The sequence below is a fragment of the Clostridium hydrogenum genome (genome assembly GCF_021432385.1).
Taxonomy (GTDB): domain Bacteria; phylum Bacillota; class Clostridia; order Clostridiales; family Clostridiaceae; genus Clostridium_S; species Clostridium_S hydrogenum.
Window position 1 is genome coordinate 90,024 of the sequence record NZ_JAEACT010000004.1, and the last position, 20,652, is coordinate 110,675.

The 20,652-nt window shown below is 30.5% G+C and carries 14 protein-coding genes and 1 riboswitch; of the genes, 3 read left to right on the forward strand and 11 right to left on the reverse strand.

What is annotated here, in order from left to right:
* The first annotated feature begins 92 nt into the window (after positions 1–92).
* Positions 93–1,808 (forward strand): methyl-accepting chemotaxis protein, encoded by a 1,716-nt coding sequence (locus CUEA01_RS18820; RefSeq protein ID WP_234123467.1) that lies wholly within the window; start codon positions 93–95, stop codon positions 1,806–1,808.
* A 296-nt stretch (positions 1,809–2,104) separates the two neighbouring features.
* Here the strand turns inward: CUEA01_RS18820 and lysA are convergent, their stop codons facing one another.
* Both lysA and CUEA01_RS18830 read right to left on the reverse strand, forming a co-directional pair.
* Entirely contained in the window at positions 2,105–3,400 is a 1,296-nt protein-coding gene (gene lysA / locus CUEA01_RS18825; RefSeq protein ID WP_234123468.1) for a diaminopimelate decarboxylase, read from the reverse strand.
* 125 nt (positions 3,401–3,525) lie between these two features.
* Positions 3,526–3,764, reverse strand: a riboswitch (Lysine riboswitch).
* Positions 3,765–3,829: 65 nt separating this feature from the next.
* On the reverse strand, positions 3,830–5,131 hold the full coding sequence (locus tag CUEA01_RS18830) for a M18 family aminopeptidase (RefSeq protein ID WP_234123469.1): 1,302 nt from the start codon (positions 5,129–5,131) through the stop codon (positions 3,830–3,832).
* A 110-nt stretch (positions 5,132–5,241) separates the two neighbouring features.
* On the opposite strand from CUEA01_RS18830, the gene CUEA01_RS18835 reads away from it, so the two are divergent.
* Positions 5,242–6,423, forward strand: a complete 1,182-nt coding sequence (locus tag CUEA01_RS18835) for a cation diffusion facilitator family transporter (RefSeq protein ID WP_234123470.1) — start codon at positions 5,242–5,244, stop codon at positions 6,421–6,423.
* Positions 6,424–6,766: 343 nt separating this feature from the next.
* Here CUEA01_RS18835 and CUEA01_RS18840 read toward each other — a convergent pair whose 3' ends face one another.
* Positions 6,767–7,663 carry a phosphatase PAP2 family protein gene (locus tag CUEA01_RS18840; protein WP_234123471.1) on the reverse strand — a complete coding sequence of 299 codons (897 nt, stop codon included), beginning with the start codon at positions 7,661–7,663 and terminating at the stop codon, positions 6,767–6,769.
* Positions 7,664–8,070: 407 nt separating this feature from the next.
* On the reverse strand, positions 8,071–8,736 hold the full coding sequence (locus tag CUEA01_RS18845) for an FMN-dependent NADH-azoreductase (protein WP_234123472.1): 666 nt from the start codon (positions 8,734–8,736) through the stop codon (positions 8,071–8,073).
* 1,266 nt (positions 8,737–10,002) lie between these two features.
* On the opposite strand from CUEA01_RS18845, the gene leuS reads away from it, so the two are divergent.
* Positions 10,003–12,378 carry a leucine--tRNA ligase gene (leuS, locus tag CUEA01_RS18850; protein WP_234123473.1) on the forward strand — a complete coding sequence of 792 codons (2,376 nt, stop codon included), beginning with the start codon at positions 10,003–10,005 and terminating at the stop codon, positions 12,376–12,378.
* 246 nt (positions 12,379–12,624) lie between these two features.
* Here the strand turns inward: leuS and CUEA01_RS18855 are convergent, their stop codons facing one another.
* The 7 genes from CUEA01_RS18855 to CUEA01_RS18885 form a co-directional block, all read right to left on the reverse strand.
* Positions 12,625–13,992 carry a sugar porter family MFS transporter gene (locus CUEA01_RS18855; protein ID WP_234123474.1) on the reverse strand — a complete coding sequence of 456 codons (1,368 nt, stop codon included), beginning with the start codon at positions 13,990–13,992 and terminating at the stop codon, positions 12,625–12,627.
* Between the two features lie 337 nt (positions 13,993–14,329).
* Positions 14,330–15,871: a response regulator transcription factor gene (locus CUEA01_RS18860; RefSeq protein ID WP_234123475.1), complete on the reverse strand. Its 1,542-nt coding sequence runs from the start codon at positions 15,869–15,871 to the stop codon at positions 14,330–14,332.
* A 22-nt stretch (positions 15,872–15,893) separates the two neighbouring features.
* Complete coding sequence (locus tag CUEA01_RS18865) at positions 15,894–17,642, reverse strand: sensor histidine kinase (RefSeq protein WP_234123476.1); 1,749 nt, start codon at positions 17,640–17,642, stop codon at positions 15,894–15,896.
* Position 17,643: 1 nt separating this feature from the next.
* Positions 17,644–18,882 (reverse strand): ABC transporter substrate-binding protein, encoded by a 1,239-nt coding sequence (locus CUEA01_RS18870; protein ID WP_234123477.1) that lies wholly within the window; start codon positions 18,880–18,882, stop codon positions 17,644–17,646.
* Positions 18,883–19,105: 223 nt separating this feature from the next.
* Positions 19,106–19,813, reverse strand: a complete 708-nt coding sequence (locus CUEA01_RS18875; RefSeq protein WP_234123478.1) for a flavodoxin family protein — start codon at positions 19,811–19,813, stop codon at positions 19,106–19,108.
* A gap of 117 nt (positions 19,814–19,930) precedes the next feature.
* Positions 19,931–20,416, reverse strand: coding sequence for a sugar phosphate isomerase/epimerase (locus CUEA01_RS18880; RefSeq protein WP_234123479.1), 486 nt, complete (start codon positions 20,414–20,416; stop codon positions 19,931–19,933).
* Complete coding sequence (locus tag CUEA01_RS18885; protein ID WP_234123480.1) at positions 20,383–20,604, reverse strand: hypothetical protein; 222 nt, start codon at positions 20,602–20,604, stop codon at positions 20,383–20,385. The genes CUEA01_RS18880 and CUEA01_RS18885 overlap by 34 nt, the downstream gene beginning before the upstream one ends.
* Between the last annotated feature and the right edge of the window lie 48 nt (positions 20,605–20,652).

A 20,652-nucleotide genomic window follows, 5' to 3' on the forward strand; every position in this document is an offset into this window, starting at 1 on the left:
GAATAGTATAATCATTTATTTATAAAAGTCAAAATTACTTTTAATGTATATTTTTAAAAGAATTATCAGTTGGGTAAAAGGGGAGTGTAGAGATGAATTTATTTAAAAAACTAAAGGTAAAAACAAAATTAATTGGCACCTTTTTAATCGTTGCCATATTTATTGCTGTTGGAGGCATAATGGGGGCTTTATCCTTAAAGGCTGTAGATGGCAGTGCAAATATTTTATATTCAAAAAATTTAAAAACTGCTTATATGATTACTGATATGAATCAAAATTTAACTCAAATCAAGAGTGATACATTAGAATTATTATACATAAAAAATCCAGATAAAAAGGATATATTAGAAAAAGATATTGAATACAATAAAAATAAAAATAAAACTTACATAGCTAGTTTAGATAAATCACTCATGTCTTCTAATGAAAAAAATACTTATGAAAGTTTTCTTACCGATTTAAATGAATATACAGCTTCAAATGATACTTTAATTAAACTTATTGATGATGATAAATATAATGACGCAAAAGAAGAATATAATAACATGATTAAAGATACTGATGAAATGTTTAACAATGTAGCTACATTAATAAATATAAACTTAGATAATGCAAAATTATCAAACAAAAATATCCACTCAACATATGTTAACTTTAATCTAATTATATTCTTATTTAGTTTGATAGGTTTTGCAGTTGCAATTTTACTTGGTTTCTTATTGTCAACTGATGTAATTAAATCTCTCGATATCATAAAAGATTTGTCAAAAAGATTAGCTTCTTATGATTTTTCATTACCAATTAAAATTTCAAGGCAGGACGAGTTTGGACAAGTGGCTGTTGATTTAAATACAGCTCAAGCTAATGTAAATAAACTGGTTAGAACTATTATGGATAACTCTCAAGATATTAGTGCAGCTAGCGAAGAACTTTCTGCAACTGTAGAAGAATTAGCTTCAAAGGCTGAAACCATAGATGAATCTGTAAATAATATTTCAGCCAGCATGCAGCAATCAACTGCTGGAATAGAAGAAATAAATGCCTCCATAGAAGAAGTTGGTTCAAGTATTAATGAACTTTCACAAAAGTCTATAGACGGAAGTAATAACTCAAGTAAAGCTAAAGAAAAAGCCACTAATGTAAAAATCAACAGTCAAAAAGCCATTGAACAAACTAGAAATATATTTGCTGAAAAACAAAATAAAATGTTGAAAGCCATTGATGATGGTAAGATAGTACATAATATTAGAATTATGTCAGATACCATAGCAGAAATATCTGAGCAAACCAATTTACTTGCACTTAATGCAAATATTGAGGCTGCTCGTGCAGGTGAGCATGGTAAAGGTTTTGCTGTTGTAGCCAATGAAGTTAGGGAACTTGCAGAACAATCTTCCGAAGCCGTAGCAAATATTAAGGAAACAATATTGCAAGTTGAAAATGCATTTAAAAGTAGCACTGATACAGCAAATGAAATATTAGAATTTATCAATACAGATGTACATGAGCAATTAAATATGTATAGCAATGCAGGAATAGAATATTACAATGACTCTAGCTTTGTAAGTAAAATGTCAGAAGAAATTGCTAGTATGTCAGAAGAACTTACTGCTACCGCAGATCAAGTAACAGAAGCTTCTCAAACAATATCCCAAATGGCACAAGAATCTAGCAATCAAACAGAAATAATAAAGGGAAGCATAACTGAAACTACTCAGGCTTTAGAAGAAATTGCATCAACAGCTCAAAATCAAGCGGAGCTTTCGCAAAGACTTACTGAAATGGTACTAAAATTTAAGATTAAATAAACTTTCATATATAAAGATAGACAACCTGAAACATTGAAATTATAAATACCAAATGTATCCTTATGCTAATATTTTCAATTCACAATTCACTGTTCACAATGCACAATGAAGGATGATTTTTCTACGCAAGCGTAGAAAGATCTGAAAACTTATTTTTTATTGCTTACGCAACAGCACCATATATGGTGCTTGCGAAGCTTATACTATTTAAATTTAAGATTTACCTGAGAGAAGCGAAAGGTAAATCATCCTTCACTGTACTCTGTACTCTGTACTCTGTCATCTGTACTCTGTAATTAAATGCTTAGTTCATTCATTATAATATCTTCATAGCTTTCCCTCTTGCATATAAGTTTTGCATTTCCATCTTTAACTAAAACAACAGCTGGTCTAGGTATTTTATTGTAATTACTTGACATCGAATATCCATATGCTCCTGTCGTAGCAACTACAAGTAAATCTCCACTTTCAGCTTCTGATATATTAACATCATTGAGTAAAATATCACCAGACTCGCAGCACTTGCCTGATATTGTTACCTTTTCTTTATCATTATTAAATTTATTGGCAACAGCGCATTCATATTCTGCATTATAAAGCGAAGGTCTTATATTATCACTCATGCCACCATCTACGGAAATATATTTCCTAACTCCAGGTATATCTTTTATAGAACCCATAGTATATAAGGTAGTTCCTGCATTACCTATTATAGATCTTCCAGGTTCTATAATAAGTTTAGGAAGTTCCATACAAAGTTTATTGCTTTTCTTATGGGCTTCCTCTAATATTTCGCTGCAAAATTCCTTAGCCTCTTTAGGTTCATCCCCATCTTTATAATAAATTCCAAAACCACCACCAAGATCAAGTTCTTTAATCTCATAGTCAAATTTATCTTTTATTTCCTTAATAAATTCAAGCATAGTATCTACTTCTTCTATATAAGGTTCTATTTCAAAAATTTGAGAGCCTATATGAGCGTGTAAACCCGCAAGTTCAACATTTTCAAATTTTATTGCATCTCTAACTGCTTCAAGCGCATCACCATTTTGAAGTGTAAAACCAAATTTTGAGTCTATCTGCCCTGTTTTTATATATTCATGAGTATGGGCTTCAATTCCTGGTGTTATTCTTAAAAAAACCTTTTGAATAATCCCTTTCGCTTTGGCAATCTCATTTATTATTTCAATTTCATAAAAGTTATCGACAACGAATCTTCCAACACCAAGCTCTACTCCCATTCTTATTTCATCTAAAGTTTTATTATTGCCATGAAATAATATCTTATCCATTGGAAATTGTGCCTTGTATGCTGTATAAAGTTCCCCACCTGACACAACATCAAGACTAAGCCCCTCTTCTTTTATAATTTGACACATAGCTACTGGAAGAAATGCTTTGCCTGCATAAGCTACTCTATTTATACCACTTTGCGCTTGAAAACTTTTATAATAACTTCTGCAATTTTCTCTAACTAAATCTTCATCTATTACATAAAGCGGCGTACCATATTCCTTTGCAAGTTCGCTGCAACTAATACCACCAATATATAATTCATTATTTTTTACATTCATGTTTCCAAATAATTTCACTCTATACACCTCTCTTATTTTTACAATCAATTAATATTTAAACTAACATGTCTATAATTATGCGTTAAAACTATATAAAAAAATACGACAAAGGTAACCTCTGCCGTATATATACAACTTTGCGTTTACCTTGTAGCTCTCCACTTAAACCCTTTATAAATCATTCCAACTAAAAATTCATTTATTAAAAACAATTTTTAAATTCCAAATGATTTACCTTATAAGCGACAGCCGTTCACATGTTTTGTGAAAAGCCAGAACAAAAACCCGCCAGTTTTCTTCTTCGGCCAAAGTCCCTTTCACTGTTTATAAACGTTCGCCAACTAGAACAGTTACTCTTAACTTCAGCACCTCTACAAAAGTTTAATTTGCTATTAAATTATTTATTATTGTATCACACTACTAATAATTATACAATAAATTTCAAGCTTAAATATTAAAAAATTCTTCAAGGGATTTTTCAACATAGCTGTGATCTAATACTCCACACATTTCTCTTATTGAATGCATTGCCAAAAGTGCAGTTCCTATATCAACAGTTCTTACTGCAACATGGTTCGAACTTATAGGTCCGATAGTTGAACCTCCAGCTTCATCAGATCTATTTACAAAAGTTTGGCAAGGAACATTGGCTTTTTGGCAAACTTCCTTAAATACAGCTATAGAGTTACTATCCGATGCATACTTTTGATTTGCATTAATTTTAATCACAGGTCCATTATTTATATGTGGTCTATTAGTAGGATCCGCCTTTTCTCCCTTGTTTGGATGTACTGCATGTGCAACATCTGAAGATACCATAAAAGATTTATTAAGAGCTCTAAAGAAATCTTCTCTGTCTCCACCAAAAGAAAGTATTATTCTTTCAAGTACATCTGATAAAAATTGAGAGTCAGCTCCCTGCTTTGAAGAACTTCCGCATTCTTCGTTATCAAAGCATACAAGTACATTTGTAGCTTCTGACGTTTTTGAGTTTACTAAAGCAGTTAATCCTGCGTGAACCATTTCAAGATCGTCAAGCCTGCTGCTAGATATAAATTCATTGTTTACTCCAATTATACAGCCTTTGTAATATTCATAAAGTAACAAATCAAAATCAAGTATATCTTCACTTTTTACATTAAGCTCGTGTGCAATCAATTTTACAAGGTAATTTTCTTTTTCTAAATTTTCATTTATAAGACCTAGAATAGGCAGCATATCTACTTGTTTATTAAGTTCAACACCACTATTGACACTTCTATTCATGTGTATTGCAAGATTTGGTATTATTAAAATTGGTCTATTTATATTAACAAGTTCTGTTTTAGGGAATAATATATCATTACTTTTTAAAGTTACTCTTCCTGCAATGCAAAGAGGCCTATCAAGCCACGTATTTAATATTGCTCCACCATAAGCTTCTGTATTTAATTTCATATATGAATTTTCACAAACAATCTCAGGATTTGGCTTTACTCTAAATGTTGGGCAATCTGTATGTGCTCCTACTATTTTAAAGCCTTTTTTAGCTACAACACTACTTCCAACAACAAAAGCAATTATTGCAGAATTATTTCTTTCTACAAAATATTTTCCGCTTTTTTGTAGTTCCCATTTTTCATCTTCTTTAAGTTCAACAAATCCGCTAGTTGAAAGTTCCTTTTTCAAATTATTTACTGCATGAAATGGCGTTGGACTTTCATATATAAAATCAATCAATTCTCTAGCATATTCTAATTCGTTTTTCATTCGTCAACCTCCAATATATTCAATACCTTTAAGTATACAAAATATATTTATTTTTTTCCAGTACCTTTTCTAATATGATATAATAAATTTATACAAAGGAGTGATTTTTTATGCTTGCAAATTTAATAATATCAAAATTTATAAAAAACCATGAAAATACCAAAGATAACAAAGTACGTGAGCAATACGGAATCTTAAGTGGTATAACAGGTTTAGTTATAAACCTAATTTTATTTTTTATAGAATTGTTTATTGGTATTTTTTTAAATAGTATCTCTTTAATCGCAGATGCGTTTCATGATTTAGCAGATGTAAGTTCTTCTGTAGTAACCCTTTTAGGCTTTAAATTATCTAGTAAACCAGCTGATAAAGAACATCCTTTTGGTCACGGAAGAATTGAATATCTTTCTTCACTTTTAGTTTCTGCAATAATTCTTCTTGTTGGTTTTGAATTTATAAAAACTTCATTTTTAAGGGTTTTATCACCACAGCCAGTTAAATTTAATTTAATCTCATTTATTATAATTATCATCGCAATTCCACTTAAAGTTTGGCTTAGCCACTTTAACAAATATTTAGGCAAAAAAATCAATTCAACAACACTACTTGCAACTGGCGCTGATGCACTAAATGATGTATTTATATTATGTGGAGTAATATTTTCACTTATAGTTTCTGGTGTTTTTAATGTTTCAATAGATGGATATGTTGGAATTATAGTAGCATTAATAATATTACATTCTGGATTTTCGATAATGAAAGACACTTTAGATCCACTTTTAGGTCAGGCCCCAAGCCAAGATTTAGTGAAAAGCATCAAAAGTTTAGCCATGGATTATGACCTAATCATCGGCGTTCATGACCTTGTAATTCACAATTATGGTCCAGGAAAATCTATGGCATCTTTCCATGCAGAGGTTCCCTACAACGTACCTATAATGACCATTCACGATGAAATAGACAGGGCTGAAAAACATATATCTGAAGAACTTAATATATTTACAGTTATACACATGGATCCTGTACTTACTGATTCAAGGGAAGTTACAGAAACTAGAAAAGAAATAGCGAAACTAATTAAAAAATTTCCTCAAGTGAGTTCTTTCCATGATTTTAGAATTGTTGGTGAAGGTGACCACAAAAAATTACTTTTTGATATTGTTGTATCTTTTGATGTTAAAATATCCGAAGGTGCCCAAAATGGCTTGTGTGAAAATATAGATTATGAAATAAAAAAAATTCATCCAAATTATAGCACAGTAATAACTGTTGATAGAGACTACACTAAATAATACTTATGTATTATGCAGAGGTGCATTACTAAGAATTGTTAGTCGTAATTATTAAAAAATGCGAACCTTTATTCAGAGTACAACTGACAGAGTACAGAGTACAGTGAAGGTTGATTTCCTTCCACTTTGCTACAGAAAATCTTATAACTTATTTTTGATTGCTTACGCAATCGCTATATTATCAATGTTGTTCAGCGAAGCTGACAACATTTAAGTTTAAGATTTACCTGACGTAAGGAAATGTAAATCATCATTAACTGTACTCTGTCATCTGTACTCTGTACTCTGAATAAAGGTTCGCATTAATTTTACATACAGACCCTACATTAAATGCAAAAACTACTTAAACGTAATTATTAAAGTATTTTTCTTCTTTATACAGCTTAAATTTATCAACTAAATAAGGTATTCCAACAGTTACCCATAGTAACATAATGGTATATCTAATAACGCTAAAAAAATGTCCATGCGGCAAAATAGCTTTTAAAATTAATTCTACAAATAATGCGCCTGTAGCTGCTAAAAGTATTTTTATTACATTGTGAACTACTGTTGCGCTTTCCTTAAAATCAATAAATCTACTTTCTATAAAGTATCCTATAAAAAATCCAAGAGCAGCACCAAGTTGCTTGTACAAATCAGAACTTCCATTTATCAAGGTTATAATAACCATCGGTATAATAAGTATTAACAAAACCAATATACTTCCACTACTTTTTTCAAAATCTAAAACTTTATTTACTATTAGCATGGATAAAGTTCCTAATATAAAACCACCAATCACATCCACCGGTCTATGAACACCTAAATAGAGTCTTGATAATGCTACTGCTACTATCATTATGCTTCCCAAAATATATATCCACTTTTTTTTCAAGTTTTTCATAAAGTTTGTCCATAAAACAGTTGCATTTTGAGTGTGTCCACTTGGGAAGGAATATCCTCCAGCAGTCTCAAGTCTCAAAGATCTTACACCTTTTGTTCCTATTGGCCTTGGTACCTTGAAGATTCCCTTAACTAAATTATTAATAGAATTACTAAATAAACTAGCAAAACCAAGTCTATATGCTAGTTTTTTATTTACACACAAATAAATAATAACCATAATTGCAATTGAAAAATATTGCTCACCTGTCATTGTTACAAGCTCAGCAAGCTTGTCTAAATATGGATTAGAAAACTGCTGTAAAAATTTAATTACTGTTATATTAAAATTTGCTGTTAAAATATTTGCTATCAAAATTTACCCTCCAACCTCAATTAAACTTATATAAAGATATACCAGTTAAAAACACAAATTGCAAATACAAAGTTTATCCTTACAACAATATTTCTCAATTCACAGTTCACAATGCACAATTCACAATGAAGGATGATTTACCTTTCGCCCTGCTCAGGTAAATCTCAAATTTAAATGTCGTCAGCTTTGCTGAGTACCATACATGGCGCAATTGCGTAAGCAATACAAAAATAAGTTTTAAGATTTTTCTACGTTTGCGTAGAAAAATCATCCTTCATTGTGAACTGTGAATTGTGAATTAAAAAAGTTGTTATAAGTTATACATTGGGCATTTATAATTTCGATTTTTCAATTGGTATATCCATAGTATATTATATCATTTATTTTTTAATTATAGTTATACCTTTCTACTTCATCGCCAATTCCCTTACAGCCATTTTATCAACCATATTTTCAACATCTTGGAATGCTTTTTCAAGCAATTTATCTCTTTCTACCGAAGACATATCAACACCTTCAACTAAAATTTTTTCAAATTTATCTATGCCTAAAAATTTAAATGTATCATGAAGATAATTTACTCCATGCTCAACTTTCCAAGAAATAAGCTTAGGATATTTTCCACCTGAAGATTGAATATACAGCATTTTTCTTTCCTTATCATCCATAAGACCTTTTACTTCATCTTGTGAAACTCTAATTGTTTTATTATTTTGAATTACACAATCAATGTACATCTTTAATCTAGGTGGAAATAACGAGCTCCACATAGGTGCTGCTATAACATAAACATCCGCGCTTAAAAATTGATTGCAAAGTTCTTTTATTCTATCTACAGCTTTTTTATCTTCTTCACTCAAATTATTGTAGTCATACCCTGTAACAAGCTCCCCCCTTCCCTTAAAATACTTATAATTAAGCTCCGGAATATATTCGTTACATATGTCTAATTCCATGACCTCATATTCTGGATATTTTTCAGTAAATCTTTTTACAAATTGTCTTCCAACCGTTTTGCTTACAGACATTTCCTCCGTTTTTGTATTTACAGGTATATATAATAATTTTTTCAAATACGACACCTCCGCATAAAATATTAAATATTATATCTTTACATATAGATAAACCAGTTCAACTATTGAAATTCATGTGCACTATAATGCCCAGACGATGGCATTTTGGTACAAATGAATTTCAAGTTTCACGGTGGTTTATCTTTAGTTTTATCTTGTAAATTAAATTTTATTCTATATTTGACTTTTTTTAATAGTGTGGTAAAATAGATTCAAATATTTAAAAGCCTTGACAGGAAGTAGTAAATTTATAATTGATTTAAAGATAAACCGCTTGAAACTTCAAAATTAACTTATATCAAAATGCCATCTTCTGGGCATTATGATGCAAATTTATTTTATTAGTTGAATTAGTTTATCCATAAAGAGAGCTGTTGTTTGGTGCAAAACAGTAATCATTATATTTTGAACTCGTCCTCGAGCTGCCATCGTGAAATTTAGTTGAATTAATTTCAATATAAAGTAATTATGGCCGGATAAAACCGTTATAAAATTAAGATGATAGTAAATATAATCAAAGCAAACTTGTGTATGCTATATAGCTTTTAATTTAATGCACTGCACATTATTTATTATCAATTAGAGTGGTACCACGAGCCCTTTCGTCTCTATATGTAGATGAAAGGGCTTTTTTATATTTATAGATAGACAACTTGGAACTTGCAAATTCCAAGTTTATTCTGACAGCAATATTTTTCAATTCACAGTTCACGATGCACAATTCACAATAAAGGAGGATTTTCCTCCGCTTTGCTGCAGAAAATCTTAAAACTTATTTTTTTATTGCTTACGCAATAGCACCATTTATGGTGCTAGTAGGAGCTTATAATTTAAGATTTTCCTGACGCAAGTTTATTAATATACAAAGTTTTATTTCACTACTAGTGAAAGTACTTCTAATAAGTTAAAGAACCTACATGGGCTTTACGCCCAAACCCCTAGACTAAGTTTAGTAATAGAAATATATTTTTTGTTTGTTGCATTTGAAATTAGTAGGCTTGGGTTCATGAATTTACATGGGCTAAAGCCCAAACCCCTAGTATGTGTATCCTTCATTGTGCATTGTGAACTGTGAATTGTGAATTGAAAGCATTAACATTAAGGATACATTTGGTATTTTTAATTTGGCTGTTTCAGCCGGTATGGTATATACATGAAAATTTAAGAGGCCTCTATATACTTTATTAAACTAATTTGGCTCTATTTTATTATAGTGGTGATCAACATTATCTTAAAATACAGTCTTTAATTTGAGGTGTAGTAAAAATGAAAAAATATAATCCAAAACAAATAGAACAAAAGTGGCATGAAATATGGCAAAAGGAACAAGCTTTTAAAACAGGAACTGACAAGTCAAAACCAAAATACTATGCACTTATAGAATTTCCTTACCCTTCTGGAAAGGGAATTCATGTTGGTCATCCAAGACCATACACTGCCATGGATATTATCGCTAGAAAAAGAAGACTTCAGGGTTATAATGTTCTTTTCCCCATGGGTTGGGACGCTTTTGGCCTTCCAACAGAAAATTTTGCAATAAAAAATAAAATTCATCCAAAGTTAGTTACAGAAAAAAATATTGAAAGATTTAAAGGTCAGCTTAATAATCTTGGCTATTCCTTTGACTGGTCTAGAGAAATAAACACAACTGAACCTTCCTACTACAAATGGACTCAATGGATATTTTTAAAACTATTTAAGAAAGGCTTAGCTTATAAAGCTGAAATGCCTATAAATTGGTGTCCTAGCTGCAAGGTAGGTCTTGCTAATGAAGAAGTTGTAAATGGAAAATGTGAACGCTGCGGTGCTGAAGTTGTTAGAAGGGTAAAAAAACAATGGATGCTAAAAATAACTGCTTATGCTGACAAACTTATTGAAGGTTTAAATTATGTTGATTATATTGAAAAAGTTAAAACTCAGCAGAGAAATTGGATTGGCCGCTCAAAAGGTGCGGAAATAAACTTCAAAATTTCAGAAACAAGTGATAATTTAACAATATTCACAACACACCCAGAAACACTTTTTGGTGTAACTTACATGGTTATTTCACCTGAGCACCCACTAATTAATAAGTACAAGGACAGAATAAAAAACTTTGCAGAGGTTGAAGAATATAAAAATGCTGCAAGCAAAAAATCCGATTTTGAAAGAACAGAACTTTCAAAAGAAAAAACTGGAGTTGCACTTAAAGGAATTAACGCAATTAACCCTGCTAATAGCAAGGAAATTCCAGTATGGATATCTGATTATGTAATAATGTCCTATGGTACAGGCGCAATTATGGCAGTTCCTGCACATGATGATAGAGATTTTGAATTTGCAGATAAGTTTAAACTTCCAATAATTAAAGTTATAAACGAAAACAATACTTTAATAAATTCAAATTTTTTAAATGAACTAACTTCAGAAGCAGGAAAAGAAAAAATAATAGAATGGCTTGAAGATAAAAAAATAGGTTTTTCTAAGATAAATTACAAATTAAGAGATTGGGTATTTTCAAGGCAGCGTTACTGGGGCGAACCTATACCTCTAGTTCACTGCGAAAAATGTGGATGGGTGCCAGTACCTGAGTCTGAACTTCCTTTAAAACTTCCAGAAGTATCAAACTATTTACCTACAGCTACTGGTGAATCGCCTCTTGCAAATATGGAAAGTTGGATTGAAACTACATGTCCAAAATGTGGTGGCAAAGCAAAAAGAGAAACTGATACTATGCCTCAATGGGCTGGATCTTCCTGGTATTTTCTTCGTTACATCGATCCACATAACGATAAAGAATTTGCAGACAAGGAAGAAATGAAATACTGGCTACCTGTAGATTGGTACAACGGTGGAATGGAGCATACAACACTTCACCTTTTATACTCTAGATTTTGGCACAAATTTCTTTATGCTGAAGGTTATGTACCAACTCCAGAGCCTTATATGAAAAGAACCTCCCATGGAATGATTCTTGGCGAAAATAACGAAAAAATGTCCAAATCAAGAGGAAATGTAATTAATCCAGATGACTTAATAGATGAATATGGTGCTGATACTTTAAGAACCTATGAAATGTTTATAGGCGCCTTTGAACAAAGTACTCCTTGGTCAAATAATGGCTTAAGTGGCTGCAGAAAATTTTTAGAGAGAGTTTGGAAGCTTCAAGAATTATTAACTAGCGAAACGAATTACTCAAATGAATTATCCACTGAAATGCACAAAACTATAAAAAAGGTAAGTGAAGATTTTGAAAATCTTAAATTTAATACTGCCATCGCAGCTTTAATGACTTTAACAAACAAATTTTATGCAGTTAAAAAAATCACCACTGGCGAATTAAAAACTTTCCTAATACTCTTAAATCCAGCTGCACCGCATATAACGGAAGAAATGTGGGAACTCTTAGGATTTGGTGGAAGGTTATACTCACAAAAATGGCCTGCATGGGAGGACAATAAAATAAAAGATGACTTTGTAGAAATAGCTGTACAAATTAACGGTAAACTGAAAACAACTATTAAAATTGATACTTCTTCTAATAAAGAAGCCGTTAGAAATAAAATCATTGAAAACAGCGAAATAACAAAATATTTTGCAGATAAAAAGATTATTAAAGAAATATACGTTAAAGGAAAAATATATAACTTTGTAGTTAAATAAACCGATGAGAAGCCAAAGTACAGAGTACAGATGACGGAGTACAGAGTACAGTGAATGATGATTTGCCTTTCGCTTCTCTCAGGTAAATCTTAAACTTAATGTTGTCAGCTTCGCTGAGCACCATATATGCTAACATTGCGTAAACACTAAAAAATAAGTTTTTAGATTTTTCTACGCGAGCGTAGAAAAATCATCCTTCACTGTACTCTGTACTCCGTACTTTGTACTCTGTTTTTGGAATTCTAATTAGTCTTGTAGTCCAACAACTTTTCCATTAGAACGATCGTCCAAATATTTTTCAATTTCTTCTAATGATTTTCCTTTTGTTTCATAAAGGACATATTTTGCAAATAGAAAACCTAATACGCAAATTGCAGCAAAACCAAAGAAGATTACAGATAAACCTACTGTTTCAAGTAATACTGGGAAGAATAACGCAACTAAAATATTACCAAACCAATTTACTGCTGAAGCGATACCTGTTGCAAGTCCTCTAATATTACTTGGGAATAATTCTCCAACTACAATCCAAGTGGTAGCAGCCCAAGAGTATGCATAAAAAACAACATATAAACATATGAAGAAGAATACTGCCCATGTTGCCCATACGTGATTAGCTTGAGCAGCAGGATAAACTAGTCCAACTATTAATAATGATACACCCATTCCTATAGAGCCTGTCATAAACAATGTACGACGTTTAAATTTATCTACAACCATTAAAGTTACAATTGTAGCTACTACTAGAACGACACCGATTCCAACTGTACTAATAGTTCCACCATTTGAAGATCCGAAAACCTTAGATAAAATTTGTGATGAATAATAGAAAATAGTGTTTGCACCTTGAATCTGTTGTAATAGAGTAAGTCCACAACCTGCAATTACAGCTGGTAATGCTTGTTTTGCAAATAAATCTTTAAGGGATCCTGTTTCTGTATGTTTTGAATTAATTATTTCTGCATATTCACTTTCTGCTTCTTCCTTTGAACGTAAAGTTTGAAGAACCTGTCTAGCCAAATCTTTTTTTCCTATTCTTACTAAGAATCTTGGTGATTCTGGTAATACAAATGTTCCTATTAAAAGTACTATAGCTGGAACCATGGCTCCACCTAACATCCAACGCCATCCTTCAAATGTATGTGCAAATATGAAGTTTATACCATATGAAAAAAGCATTCCTACAGTTATCATTAATTGGTTTAAACCCGATAATTTTCCACGTGTTTCAGCAGGACTAATTTCGCCCATATACATTGGAACTAAAGCAGAAGCACCACCTACAGCTACTCCTAAAATCACACGAGCACATATTAGAAAAGCTGTACTAGTAGATATAGCTGATCCAAATGCACCAATTGCAAATATAATTGCACTCCACATAATCATCCTACGACGACCAAATAAATCTGCTAAAGAAGCCATCATTGAAGCTCCTATCATAGCACCTACAAATAATCCTGAAGTTATGCAGCCTTCTAACCATGAACTTACATGCCAAGTTGCATCAATTCCAGGTAAAGCACCATTAATTATCCCTATATCATATCCAAACATAAAGCCACCAAAAGCTCCGAAAAAATAAATTAAAGCTGGAGATACTTTTTTATTCATTGAATTTTCCTCCTTTTATTATGATTTGATTTGTTAATATTATTAAAACCATAATTAATAGCTGCAAATATAAACAAAATCAAATTATTTTATATCTTGTACTCGATTACATTTTATAAAATTTTGTATACGTTTTACACTCAAAAAAACTGTAAAAGGAGAAAAAATCCGAACTATTTTCTTGCAATGCACAATTCACAGTTCACAATTCACAATGATTGATGATTTTTCTCCGTTAACACTACAAAAAATCTTATAATTTATTCTTTTTAAGATTTTCTGCTCCAACAGAAAATCATCCTTCATTGTGAATTGTGCACTGTGAATTGTTAGTTGCTTACCTATATAGCTTCCTATAATCATTTGGTAAATATCCTGTTGTCTCTTTAAAGACTTTACTCATATATTTTGAATCAGAATACCCTGTTAATTCAGCAATTTGATAGACCTTTAATTCCGTTCCCAATAACAAGGTTTTAACCTTATTTATTCTATAATTTTTAGTATAGGCATTAAAAGATTCCCCTGTTTCTTTTTTAAATTGCTTTCCTAAATAATCGGCTGTAATATTTAATTTTGCTGCAATTTCATCTAAATTAATTCCTTGATTATAATACTCATGAATTAAACTTTCTGCTCTTTTGACTACCAAACTTACTGTTTTATTGTCTTCTTTAACATTTGACTCTGAAATTGCATTAAATAAAATATATAATGCTTGTTCAACTTCTTTCCATGTAATAGCTGTCATAACTTTTTTTAGAATAGTTTGAACATCCAAGTTTTGATATGGTAAACTATTTAACTCTTTAGCAGTATTAATTACAGTCCAGCAAAAATTAACACACGCTTCTTTAATATCCTTTGGCTCATAAATTTCACTTTTACAATAACTTTCAAATGACTGAAAAACCTCCTTCACCTTAGCGACATCCCTTTTCACGATAGCAACCTTGATTTTATTTTCAATATTTATTGGATACAAAAACTGTTTCGTATCCATATTATTTACAACTTCATAATTTATGAGAGTACCTTCTTTCATAACCAAATTAAACCCAAGCTTACTTTTCAAGCCTTCTACACTCTCACTAAGCTTTAATAGTCCATTACAAAAAGCTAATCCATAAACAAATTCCTTTGAAATGATACTTCTAATAATGAAGATAACACTTTTTTCAAAATAAACTTTAACCTTATCTTTGCTTTCCATGTTGTAAATAACCAAAATCACAATATTATCTTGGCTGAACTCTAAAATGTTATAATCAAATTGTCTTTTATTTATTAATTTTAGTTGAGCTTTCAAGTCATTTATTTTACTTTGAAATAATTCTCCTAAATATATTTCAAAAACACCCATTTCTTCTTCAATTGCTAGGTTATATTGTTCCTTTAAAAATGCACTTAAACTATCTGATATATTTAAATTTCCCTTAATACTTCTTAATAAAATACTATTTAATTCATAGAGTTCTTTTGGATGCTCTGCCTTAACCTTTTTTTCCTCATTAATCTGATTTTCTATGCGCTCTAATGCTGATGACAAATCTAAAATTGATATCGGCTTTAAAATATACTCACTAACACCTAAAGATATTGCTTTTTGGGCATATTCAAACTCTGAATATGCGCTTAACACAATAGCCTTTACTTGAATTCCACTATTTCTTAATTCATTTAGCAGTTCCAAGCCATCCATTTTGGGCATTTTAATATCTGTTATAATTAAATCCGGACTTTTCTCTTTAATCAAATTTAATCCTTCAAGCCCATCTTCAGCTTGCCCAACAATTTCATATTTACTATTTATTTTTTCTAGTGTTCTAGAAATACCTTTTCTAATTACATACTCATCTTCTATTATTGCGATTTTCATGTATCCCCCTCCATTTCCTTTTTTATTTTTGGGCTATATTCTTTGGTATACGTATATACACTTTTGTATACTTATTTTTTTCACTTTCAACATGAATGCCTGCTGCTTTACCATAATACATTTCCAATCTTGCCATTACATTTCCAATACCTATGTGATCTTTAGAATACTGCTCTTTTAAAAGATTATTATTTATTTTATATAAAGTTTCTTTATCTATACCAACTCCATTATCTTCAATACAAAACTCAATTGAAGCCTCTTGTTCTCTACAGGTTATAATTAAAATATAAGTTTTATTTTTTTCGAAAAAACCATGACGAATTGAATTTTCAATAAATGGCTGTAGCAATAACTTGTGAGTTTCGAAGCACTGCAATTCCTCACTTATATTTACAAAAAACTCAAATTTATTTTCTAATCTAGACTCCTGTAAATATATATATGACTTTAGCCACTCCAGCTCATCTTTAACTGTGACAACTCCATTGCTATTTAATACTGCATAACGCAATATTTTTGCTAAAGAATTAATCATATTGCTGATTTCAAATTCTTCATTTTCAATGGCTTTCCAATTAATAGTATCCAAGGTGTTATATAAGAAGTGAGGATTAATTTGAGCTTCTAATGCCTTGATTTCTGCATTTTTTTGCCTTAAAGTTGCCTCTGTAACATTTTTCATTAACTCTTCAACACGTTCCACCATGCTATTAAATCCATCAGCTATGGTGCAAATTTCAGTAGGCATGTTTTTATCTTGATCAATTTTAACCTTTAGCTGACCATTTTCTACAGTCTTCATCGCATTAACTACTTTCCTAATAGAACTTGTAAGCTTATCAGTAAACTTAAATACAAGTAATACTAATATAAACACTATGCAAATCATCAATATTATAGTAGTTTCCTCTTCCTGCCTTATCCCCTTCATATACTGCTTTTCATCATACAAATTTTTAATTACCCAACCAGATTTATTATCTTTAATTGCTGTTACTTTATATTTAGAAGTAAGCTCATCCTTTTCATTTTTTCCAATTTTACTCTTATCCTTATAATAAACTATTTTTCCTTCCTCATCACAAATCATGTTTATCCCTAAATTATCACCTTGACTGCCTTCTTGATACTGTTGTGTGCACACTTGCTCTAATACAGATGAATCAATGCTTATAATAACTACACCAATATTCCTATATATATCTCTGTAATCTACTATCTTATGTGCCATGTGAAACATATAATATTTTTCATCACCTATTTTAGTTTCAAACTGAGTTGGAAGGTATTGTATATCATCTGTATTCTTCATAGAATTATCGAAATTCTTATTGAACTTAATCCAATGGCTATTTTCTGAAGACGATGACAACTTATCATAATAAAGGATTCTTCCACTGCTGGTTATAATGGTTATTCCCTGAACACATGTATTGTTATTAACTGTTCTATTCAGTTCTCTACGCAGCTGGCTATAAAGAACATCCATATCTCCTTTTTGTTCATTCATAGCCTCTACTATTTGGATGATATCGTCATTTGAACAAACATCATACATCAAATTTTCATATACATTTAAGGAAAGCTGTAAATATTGCTGTGTTTTGTATACATTATTTTTAATCAATTGATTCATATTTCCTTCAATGTAATTTTTCATGCGAAAGTTAAATATAAGCATTATCAAGGTAACCGGGATAATAGACGATATTAAAAAAGCTAAAACCAATTGATAAATTAAACTGTTTCTTTTTTTACTCTTATTCATTTTATTGTTCCTCTTTTGAAATATTATCCATACTTTGCTGAGCTTCTTGTAAAATTTCATCCAAATCTTTTGAGCCCATTATAGTATCTCTCATAGCATTAGAAATAACTTCAGATTTAAGTGGCCATTTTTTAGTAATTTCTCTTTGCCTTGAGTAATTATAAATTTCATAAAATTTTCTCATAATTTTATCATTTAGATATTGTTTTTCCATAATATCTGTTCTGGGTGCTAGAAATCCAAAGTTACTAATATAGGACTCTACACGATCTTTTTGAGTAACATACTTTATAAATTTAATTGCCGCATCCTTGTTTTTTCCCTTTACTACAGCCCAATTTTCTCCTCCTATTACGGAAACGTTTTCCTTTACTTTAGGAAGAAATGCTACATTCCAATTTAAGCCTTTAGCTTTTTCCCTAATAGTTTGTACTATCATTGGTGAATTAAACATCATAGCAATTTTTTTATTTATAAATTCATTCATTAAATCAACTAAAGTTAAGTTTGTACCATCTTTACTCATTGAACCATTCCTAACTAAATTCTGCACTATAGAAAAGGCTTTCTTACCCTCACTACTATCGATTTTATCTATTTCACCGCCATATGACCATAAAATTGGAAGGAATTCATAAAGACTTTCTTCACTTTGAAGTGCTGTCATGCCAAATCCATGAGTATTTTCATTGGTCAATTTTTTTGCAGTTTCCTCAAATTCTTCCCAGTTTGTAGGTACTTCACATCCAGCCTTTTTTAACATATCTTCATTATAAAACAGGGCTAAACAATTAATTCCAAATGGCACACCGTATACCCTTCCATTCATTTTACAAGAATTTAAAACTGTTTGATCATAAGACCCTAAATCATCTATCTTATCAGTTAAATCTTCAAATAAATGCATACCATTATAATAAGCGTGATCTGCGGAATCTATTAAAACCAAATCTGGAGTATCTTTTTTTATTACACTTAAAGATAACTGCTTTTTAAAATCTTCATCTGGAACATATCTAGTTTTTACCTCTATTTTATCCTGTGACTTATTAAACTTATCAATTAGATCACTAAGTTCCTGCTGATTTTTAGCAATATCCCAATAATACCACAAGGTAAGTACCTTCTTACTGCTCTGCTTTTTATTAATGGTTTTGTTTTCAGCAGGAACTACAGAACAGCCGTTAAGTATAGACAATATCATTATTGTTACAATTATTATTTTAGTAAAGCTTTTCACTCATTTCCCACCTTTTCTATAATTTTTACATATTTATTATTCATTATAGCATATATTTATAAGGCTATGTTTTAAATAAGTGTTGATTTTCACACTTGTTTATTATAAACGAGCAATTCTTACAGTCCGTTAATGACATAAGCTCATATCAACATTATTTTAAAACATAGCCTTATATATTTATTGTTAACGATAACAACACATATTTCGAAGTGCCTACTTATCACCATGGTTTTTTACCATCAAGCCATCCATTATCTTTCCAATAATTATAATCTGTTTTATTCCATTTATTATTTTTTTGCGACATTCTCATTAAATAAAAAAGCATTTTTGCAAAACAGCTAGGACCCTTTTTACTTGAATTTTTAACTGATTTAATAACTTTATCTCCAAGCTTTTGTAATTGTTTTTCAATTTTTTCTTTCTTTTTTGTACCAACGTCTTCAAAGCTCATAGCTCCAACATTAATTCCATAGGAATATACTTTTCTAACCCCCATAAAAAGCAAACTTTTCTTCATAACCTTATTTGCCTCCTTTGTTCCTGCTCCTGCTGCTGTAGATATGACAACTCCAACTTTACTAAACATTTCTTGGTATGGTCTATGAGGCATCCAACGATAACCTAAATGATCTAATAAAGCTTTCATTTGACCACTAACATTCAATACATAAACAGGAGATGACAACACTATGAGATCCGCTTCCTCTAAAGCTTTTGCAATAGGCTGCACTTCTTTATAGTGCGGACAATAGTCTTCACCTTTCAAAAAACACGAAAAACAACTACAACAAAAATGTGGCATATCCTTTGGTAAAAAAAATTCTGTTATATCACTATCGTTAATTTTAGTATTATTAAGCAAATTTTTTACACAGTTATATGTGCTTCCCTTGTGCATAGTACCATAAATAACTGTTACTTTCATGTTTTACTCCTTTTCTTTTATATATTTTATAAAAATCGTGAAACCTTATACACTTTTTCTAATACCAACATGTATAACTTAACAGTTGAATCGATAACACTATATATATATGTTAAATCAACTTTTTACAAGTTTCGAAATCCACTTATAACATTCTTCAAGTTCCTCATCACTTATTAAATCTGATCTATGTTCAAATAAAACCTTGTAATCACTATTTGTTTCATTTAAAGCTTTAAAGTATGCTTCCATATCGCCCCAACCATCTTCTACCTTTAAAGCTTTAAGTGCAGGATAGTGCCCATTTGAATCAACCTTAGCATTCCACAAGTGTACTAAATGTGTATATCTTCCAAACTTTCTAATCACATCTACTCCATTAAAATTATTGTCTGTAAAATCCTGTATATGTATTCTTCCAAAATCAAGACATAATTTAATATCTGGATATTCATCTAATAACTGTTCAAGTAAATTTGTTCCATACACATATTTATTTAATGCATCTAATTCTAAAACAGGTGTAAAATTATATTTCTTACCTTGCTTGGACAATATTTTAAAGAAATTTATGCTTTTTTCTTTAAGTCTCTTACTCTCCACTGATTCTTTAATATAGGAAAGTGAATTCCAATTTTTAAATTTCTTTTATTAATATTTTCTTTTAATCTTTCAAGTTCATGCAAGGATTCCATTTGATTAACTTCAATGCCCCAAAAATAATCTCTAAAATCCCTAGCTTGTTTATTATCATCAAATTTATCAAATTGGCCAATCATAAATCTTTTCATATTGAATACACCGCCTTAATAAAACCTATATAAATTAAATTTTGTCAC

What these genes read in the sequence shown, in the direction of transcription:
- CUEA01_RS18820 (WP_234123467.1), top strand. Translation starts at nt 93, where the DNA reads ATGAATTTATTTAAAAAACTAAAGGTAAAAACAAAATTAATTGGCACC.
- CUEA01_RS18830 (WP_234123469.1), bottom strand. Translation starts at nt 5,131, where the DNA reads ATGAAAAACGAATTAGAATATGCTAGAGAATTGATTGATTTTATATAT.
- CUEA01_RS18835 (WP_234123470.1), top strand. Translation starts at nt 5,242, where the DNA reads ATGCTTGCAAATTTAATAATATCAAAATTTATAAAAAACCATGAAAAT.
- leuS (WP_234123473.1), top strand. Translation starts at nt 10,003, where the DNA reads ATGAAAAAATATAATCCAAAACAAATAGAACAAAAGTGGCATGAAATA.
- CUEA01_RS18855 (WP_234123474.1), bottom strand. Translation starts at nt 13,992, where the DNA reads ATGAATAAAAAAGTATCTCCAGCTTTAATTTATTTTTTCGGAGCTTTT.
- CUEA01_RS18860 (WP_234123475.1), bottom strand. Translation starts at nt 15,871, where the DNA reads ATGAAAATCGCAATAATAGAAGATGAGTATGTAATTAGAAAAGGTATT.
- CUEA01_RS18865 (WP_234123476.1), bottom strand. Translation starts at nt 17,642, where the DNA reads ATGAATAAGAGTAAAAAAAGAAACAGTTTAATTTATCAATTGGTTTTA.
- CUEA01_RS18875 (WP_234123478.1), bottom strand. Translation starts at nt 19,813, where the DNA reads ATGAAAGTAACAGTTATTTATGGTACTATGCACAAGGGAAGCACATAT.
- CUEA01_RS18885 (WP_234123480.1), bottom strand. Translation starts at nt 20,604, where the DNA reads ATGAAAAGATTTATGATTGGCCAATTTGATAAATTTGATGATAATAAA.